Source organism: Tateyamaria sp. syn59 (assembly GCF_007995245.1).
In the GTDB taxonomy this organism is placed as follows: Bacteria; Pseudomonadota; Alphaproteobacteria; order Rhodobacterales; family Rhodobacteraceae; genus Tateyamaria.
Genome location: NZ_VCBA01000030.1, coordinates 1 through 6,296, shown reverse-complemented (window position 1 = coordinate 6,296; position 6,296 = coordinate 1). Strand labels below are relative to the sequence as shown.

General features: G+C 60.5%; 7 protein-coding genes. 2 read left to right on the top strand and 5 right to left on the bottom strand.

From position 1 onward, the window contains the following. Both FD715_RS21860 and FD715_RS21855 read left to right on the top strand, forming a co-directional pair. On the top strand, positions 1-631 hold a 631-nt coding region (locus tag FD715_RS21860; protein ID WP_304649984.1), incomplete at its 5' end, for a CsgG/HfaB family protein. A gap of 20 nt (positions 632-651) precedes the next feature. Continuing rightward, a complete protein-coding gene (locus FD715_RS21855) occupies positions 652-1,329 on the top strand; it encodes a hypothetical protein (RefSeq protein ID WP_147115231.1) in 678 nt (225 codons plus the stop codon). A gap of 29 nt (positions 1,330-1,358) precedes the next feature. On the opposite strand, the gene FD715_RS21850 is transcribed toward FD715_RS21855, so the two are convergent. The 5 genes from FD715_RS21850 to FD715_RS22885 all read right to left on the bottom strand — a co-directional run bounded on the left by FD715_RS21850 (position 1,359) and on the right by FD715_RS22885 (position 5,277). After that, entirely contained in the window at positions 1,359-2,384 is a 1,026-nt protein-coding gene (locus FD715_RS21850; protein ID WP_147115228.1) for a hypothetical protein, read from the bottom strand. Positions 2,385-2,476: 92 nt separating this feature from the next. Continuing rightward, positions 2,477-3,565 (bottom strand): hypothetical protein, encoded by a 1,089-nt coding sequence (locus FD715_RS21845; RefSeq protein ID WP_223275044.1) that lies wholly within the window; start codon positions 3,563-3,565, stop codon positions 2,477-2,479. 665 nt (positions 3,566-4,230) lie between these two features. Next, positions 4,231-4,608 carry a transposase gene (locus FD715_RS22895; RefSeq protein ID WP_223275043.1) on the bottom strand — a complete coding sequence of 126 codons (378 nt, stop codon included), beginning with the start codon at positions 4,606-4,608 and terminating at the stop codon, positions 4,231-4,233. Beyond that, a complete protein-coding gene (locus FD715_RS22890; RefSeq protein WP_223275042.1) occupies positions 4,608-5,009 on the bottom strand; it encodes a transposase in 402 nt (133 codons plus the stop codon). The genes FD715_RS22895 and FD715_RS22890 overlap by 1 nt, the downstream gene beginning before the upstream one ends. A gap of 4 nt (positions 5,010-5,013) precedes the next feature. Then, complete coding sequence (locus FD715_RS22885; protein WP_223275041.1) at positions 5,014-5,277, bottom strand: hypothetical protein; 264 nt, start codon at positions 5,275-5,277, stop codon at positions 5,014-5,016. Positions 5,278-6,296 lie beyond the last annotated feature (1,019 nt).

The window sequence follows — 6,296 nt, the reverse complement described above, 5'->3', positions numbered from 1 at the left end:
TGTCCCGACTGATGTGGCAGGAATGATGGTGACCGCGCTGGCGAAAGCCGGTGTGCCGCAAGTCAATCGGATGAACACCGCCGTCACGGAGTTCGAGATCGGCTTGGCCCGCGAGCAGATTCTCGGTGGCGACGGCCCGGTTGTCATCGAGGGCGAAACCCTTCCCTATCGTCCAGTCGAGCGGGGAGAGCTGCGCGGCTCGGATTATGTGATCGACGGCGCCATCACCCAGCTGGATTTCAACAGCTACTCCGGGGGCGGCGAAGCTCTTCTTGGAGGCATCGGGGGCGGCGTGCGCCGCTTTGCCTTGACCGCAGCGGCCGATCTACGCGTGACGGAGACCAAATCCACCCGCATCGTCATGGCCGACTCCTACAGCAAGCAAGCTGTCGGCTCGGAGGTGTTTGCTTCGATCTTCAGGTTTGTCTCGAACGAGGAACTGTTCGACGTCAAGATCGGATCAAAGGAGCTGGAAGGACTGCATTTCGGGATCCGCTGGATGCTTGCGGAGGCAGCTTACGATATCGTTTCTGATCTCACGAAGCACGATGGGAGATGCGACCGGCTGTTGCCTGCCAACACGCAGGCCCTGCGACAGCCTGAGCCAGTTCGGGTTGCGGCGACGCAATGAGGTTGGGCGGGCCGCACAGCTTGTTGCTGGCTGGCGTGGCCATCGGCGTGCTGACCTGTCCGGAATGGGGAATGGCCCAGTCTCAGGCCGCTCAGGACTTCGACACGGTTTCCAGCACGTCCATCTCCGAGCCCTTTCTGATGGTGCCCAACACAGATGCGGCACTCGGCATCGAGACCGAGGACGGGCTGCGTGTGGTGCCGTCCAACACGGTGACGCGTCCCTTGTTGTTTCTCCCCCAGGACGTGGCCGAGCAAGCGAATGCCCAAGGCGCGCTCGGAGAACAAGCCGGAGTCGGTGAGGCAACCGCTCTCCCCGCGCCCGAGCCTGAGGTGGTCTCCAACTACAATCCGAGGGCATTGCTCGTAACGATGGTGCGACTGCGCTCCTTGGCCATCAGCTGCGAGCGGATCCTGCCTTCCTCACCGCTCAGAGCCACCGATGGTTTCATTGGCTTCTTCGCGCAGTTGGGGCAGGCACTGCCGCAGCAACAGAACCAAGAACTCAGCCGGGTGACCGATCGACTGATCCCGGCGCATGCCGCGGCGGTGTGTCAGTCCCGCCTGAACGCCTTAATCGGAACCTATCAGTCTCTCGCGGCCCGCTATGCCGCGGAAAAGCAGTCAGACTGGCCAGCCGCCCCGCCCCTGACAGCACAGTCCTGGTGCGGATCATCGAGTTGCGCCGAGGTTCGCTAGGACTTCGCTTTCCGACTTTCGCAGATCTTTCAGCGCTGGATCGTGGCCGTGTTGCCGATCAAGGCTGCACCACGTCCCAGCGTTTGCTTTTGGGACATGGTCGAGTTCTGGCTGAAAGAGATCACCGACGGTGCGTCACTGTCCTTGGGGGCGCGGATCTCGACGAGATTGACGACATTGGTGTGACCGACGTTGTAGTTCACGCCGTAGCTGTCCAGGCTTGCGACGTCGAGCGGCCCTGCACCCGACAGCACAACCTCGTTCGTGACGACCTGGCGCCCCTCCGAGGTCTGCGTCATGTTCTCGATTGAAATCGCAGAGACGTAGTTGGCCACGTTGAGACCATTTTGCGTGATGCTGTCCGGAAGGTGCCCGGTCGACTCCACCGTCAGATGGTTCTCGACCACTTGGTCGCCGTAGAAGCTACGGGTGACATCTTTGATTGTTTCGGCAATCAGGATGTTGCCCATGTTCGTGCCGTCCTGCGACACGGCATCGATCCGGGCGGTCGCGCCGAGACTGAGATCGTTGCGGACGGTTTGCGTCCCGCCATCGGGGATCTCCTGCAGGGCCGTGCCTATGGAAAGCTGGGCGATGGCAACGTTCGCGTAGTTCGTGCCGCCTTGGCTGACGGCGCTCGACCTGCTCTCAAGAGAAGCCGCGTTGACGATCTCCTGGCTCGCGCCGGGACCGAAATACTGGGACACGCTGCCGATCGTCGAAGCCACGACATAGTTTGCGATATTCTGACCGAGCTGCTCCACTGTCTCGTTGTGGCCGGGATCAGAAAGCACGATGCGGTTCTCGACCGTCTGGTGGCCCTTCGCCAACTGGTTGGCTTGGTCGACGATTGAATCTTCGAGGATGATGAGGTTGGCGGCGTTGAGGCCGGTTTGGGCGACTGGCTGCAAGCTCAGTTCGGTCTCGAGATCCTGCAAGCTTCCTGTCATCATGTTCGTAGCGGCTTGGGAGCCCAGAAACGACTGAGCTGCCTCGACAACCGCATTGTAATCCGCAGCAGCAGCCGAACTCGTTGCAGCGAGCGCAATGGTCAAGGCGGCTCTTCGCATTACCGGCACCGAGGCTACTGGGATCCAGAGAAAGATGGGGGCGCCGAAACGCGGGCGCCCCCCTGCAACGTCAAGGTTCAGAGGCTCGGAGCAGGCATGCCGACCGAGTTGGCCACGTTGGTAGCGGCTTGCGTGACATTGTTCAGCGCGCCTTGGCCGGCCAGAGCGTTCGTGGCTGTCTGCATGGCCGAGGAGACCTGGTTGACTTCGAGCACGCCCGACGTGCTGGGCAGGCTGTTGGCGGTCATGATGTTGCCGGCGTTGGTAGCTGTCTGGGTCAGGCCGGAAACACGACCGGCATTGTGCGCCGGCGACGAAACGGCACCCGTGAATGCGGCGACATTCTCGGACAACTGAGAGAGAGACGCAGTCTGGGACGAGGATCCGTCAAGATCATCGATCGTGATCATGTTGGCGGCGCTCATGGCCGTCTGGATCACATTGTCGAGGTCGGCCGTCGACGGGGCAAAGCCCGTATCACCGTTTCCAAAGTTGACATAGTTACTGGCAGCTTGGTTGCCTTTGGCGATCTGAACCGCTTCCTCGATATCGTCAGCAGAGATCGAGTTCACAACGTTGGTCGCGATGCTTTCGATGTCACGTGCCCATTCGTTGTTGTCGGCGCCCGAGATGTCGTTCGAGGCGAGTTGCGAGGCGTCGAATTTCTGCTCGATCAGATCCTCGACATCGTTGCCGGTGAAGAGGTTGGCAGCATTAAGAGCGTTCTGTGCGACACCATCGACCCACTGGCCATACTGAGCGACGTTGATCGCATCCTGATCGGTGCCGATCGCGTTTTGCATCACGGTCTGTACATCGACGCCACTGGCATTGCCGATATCGATGCTGTTGATCAAGTTGACGGCACCTTGAGTCAGGTCGTTCCACTGGCCATAGGTCGTGCTGGCCGAGTTCTTTGCGAGCTGCTTCGTCGCACCGGTTGCGCTTTGCGACAGATCGTCGAAGCTTGCACCATCCCACGAGATCAAGTTCGCCGCGTTGGTGCCGCTTTGCTCAATGCCGGTATTATTGTGGTTAACGGCGATGGAGTTCAGGGCCTTCTGAACGCCCGACATCAGCTGGGTGATGTCGGTCTCGTCGCCTGCGAATGCCGGGGTCGACAGGAGAACGGCGGACATTGCGGTCGTAACTACCAGGCTTTTCATTTCAGTCTCCCAGTTGATGCCGGAAATCCGGCAATACAATTTCCTTCGCCCTCCTTTGAGAAAGGCGGTAGATAGCTGCGAAATCTCTGGTTTAGGCATGACTGTTCGGCGCGAGAACCACCCGGGTTCAGGCCAATACGCATTCATGCTTGGTGGGATTTGTTCTCTATCTCACAACAACCGACATTCACTCTCGCGAACGAATATTTTCACATCAACATCTACAGACACATCACTGGCAGGGGATCACATGCACGTCAAGCGTGCGCCTCATTTTGGACAATATTTTTTCACTATTCGGACAATCTGAGGCGATCCCCGGGTATTGTTGACTTGCGTGATGACTTTTCCGCCCGCCGTCGTAGGGATAGGCCTGCCATGCCTGCTCCGCCGGGTCGGGCCGACGAGATCGTGTCCCACGGAGTTCTCTAATCGTTTCCGTCTAGGTCTGATCCTCGAATGCTTCTGTCCTGCATGCCGGGCTCTGGGGTTCTCTCCGCGGTCGCCGCATGAACGCCGCATGTTTGCGTTCAAGGTCGGGAAGGTCGAAGGGGTGTGCGCGGTCTATCGTACCGCATCCCCATGAGCGATCTCACCCTCGCTATGCGTCCCGGCTGGACGCATTCCGGTGTGGTTCGAAATTCAGCGTCGTTCTGATCGAGGTTCTACGCCATGGCTACCTCCCGGAAGGGAGTGCCGGAACGCCATATGGCATGCAGCATGATGGCCAGCTTCCGCGCCAACGCGACCTTCGCCTTGCGCGGTCCCGTTCTTCCGGCAACCGCCTTGGCCCAATCACGCAGGCGGGGACCACCGAGGTTCCGGCAGTAAATTGCGTTCGCGGCCTCGTAGAGGCACTTGCGGGTAAAGCGATCCCCGCGTTTCGAGATCCGTCCGTTTCGACTGACCTTCCCGAACTCGTAACGCTTCGTCGTAAGCCCGAGATAGGCTCCGGCACTTGAAGATCGCCGGAACCGGGCAGCATTGTCAAAGGCCGCAACGACCGCCATTGCAGTGATCGTACCGACGCTAGGAGCCGTCATTAGCAGTCGGATCGTCGCATGTTGCCTGGCGATCGCCCGTATCCGAGCATCGAGCGCTGCAATACCGGCCCGGATATCCCGGCGGCCTGCATCAGCGCTTCAAAGATCGGAACCAGCTCGGGCGCCACAGCCAGCTCCCCTCGAACGATCTCCTCGGCGCGACGTTTGAAACCGCCGACCCGCTTGCCGAGCATCACCCTGAATGTCTTCAACAGGCCGTGGATCTCGTTCTCCAACCGGACCCGCATCCCGACCAGGGTCTCCCGCGCCGTCAGCAGCGCCCGGTTCACGTAGGCGGCGTGGCTCTTGATCTGCACGGCCTCGAACCAGCCGGTGCGCACGATCTGCGCGAGACCGCGGGCGTCGTGCCTGTCGGTCTTGGTGGGCATCATCTTCAGCATGCCGTTAGCGTGTCACGCATCGAGGCAGACGATCGGCACCTGCCGCGCGGCCAGCGCATTCCAGAGCCATACCGCAAGAGGGGCCGGTTTCCATGCCAACCCGCTCCAGTTCGTCGCACCTCTCGGCCAACCAGTCGGTAATCGCCTCTGGGCAAGTGGAGACCTTGGTCTCCGCCAGGATCGTGCCGCCCTGATCTACCAAGCAGATCGCTGTCTCTTTCTTCAACACGTCCAGCGCTGCAAACGCACCCATCGTATTATCCTCCATGCTCACGGTCTCTGCGAGCGCCGAGGCGAGACCAACACTGCTACAAGGACCGGGGGCCGTGAGGTGAGGCGATTACGCTAAGTGGTGTAGCTCTCGGCTGGCCTGTCTGGTTTCGGCGGGCCGAGCTGATCAGTCCGTCTGCGCAGCAGGCAGGCTGACGATGGGATCGTCGCAGACCGGCGAGATGGATCGCGAAGCCTTCGCTCGCCGTCTGCCGGCACCACCATGGCGCACCTTCTTGCTACCAGGCAGTGCCTACGGCCACCCGCATCACATCCGGATCGGTGTCGGCGGTGGAGTGGAGGCCCGGCTCGACGCGGGTCTGGAGCGTCTGGCCGCAGCACTGTCATCTATGAGGAGCTGATTTCGGATCGATTGGTGCGGCCTTGATGATACCGGAAGTGCAGTTGCCATTGTCCAACATCGGAAAATCTGGACGAGACCTACCGGAAGAAATCTGCATTTCCGGCTCAGCCCCCCTTCAGCAAGTTCGGCCCAGTCGCCCCTTGGCGTGGTCTCCCCGGCAGTTTACGAGACTTTTCCCAGATCCGGCGGTCCAGTTTCCTGAAAGCAGGTACAGAGGAGCAGAGCGCTACGAGCGCGCTGACCTGATCTACGAACTTCATCAGGACCAGCAGGCATGTCGACCTGCGCAAACTGGCCGAACACATGAATGCACCCGGCCGGTGGCATCGCCATTGACATCCCTCGCAGCGCAGAGGCCGTCCACAGCATCAAGTCAGAAAGCATCGTGCTCGCCAATCAGAGACCAACCATGCGCTACAATTGAGCTGAAGCACTCGGTTAGGGCAGCTCACCCCCGGCTTACGTTCCGGCCGGGGGGGTATATGGGTCATCATATCGTAAGCGAGCTACCGTCGTCGAGCATGAGGACCAGCTCGGGCGCATCGCCGTTGTTGAAGCTGCTCGCCACGCGGCTGCCGCTGCCTGAGACGATGAAGGCCAAGGCGGCGTTCGAGGCCCCGTCGGCGCCGATGACCGTTTCGATCAGTGCGCTA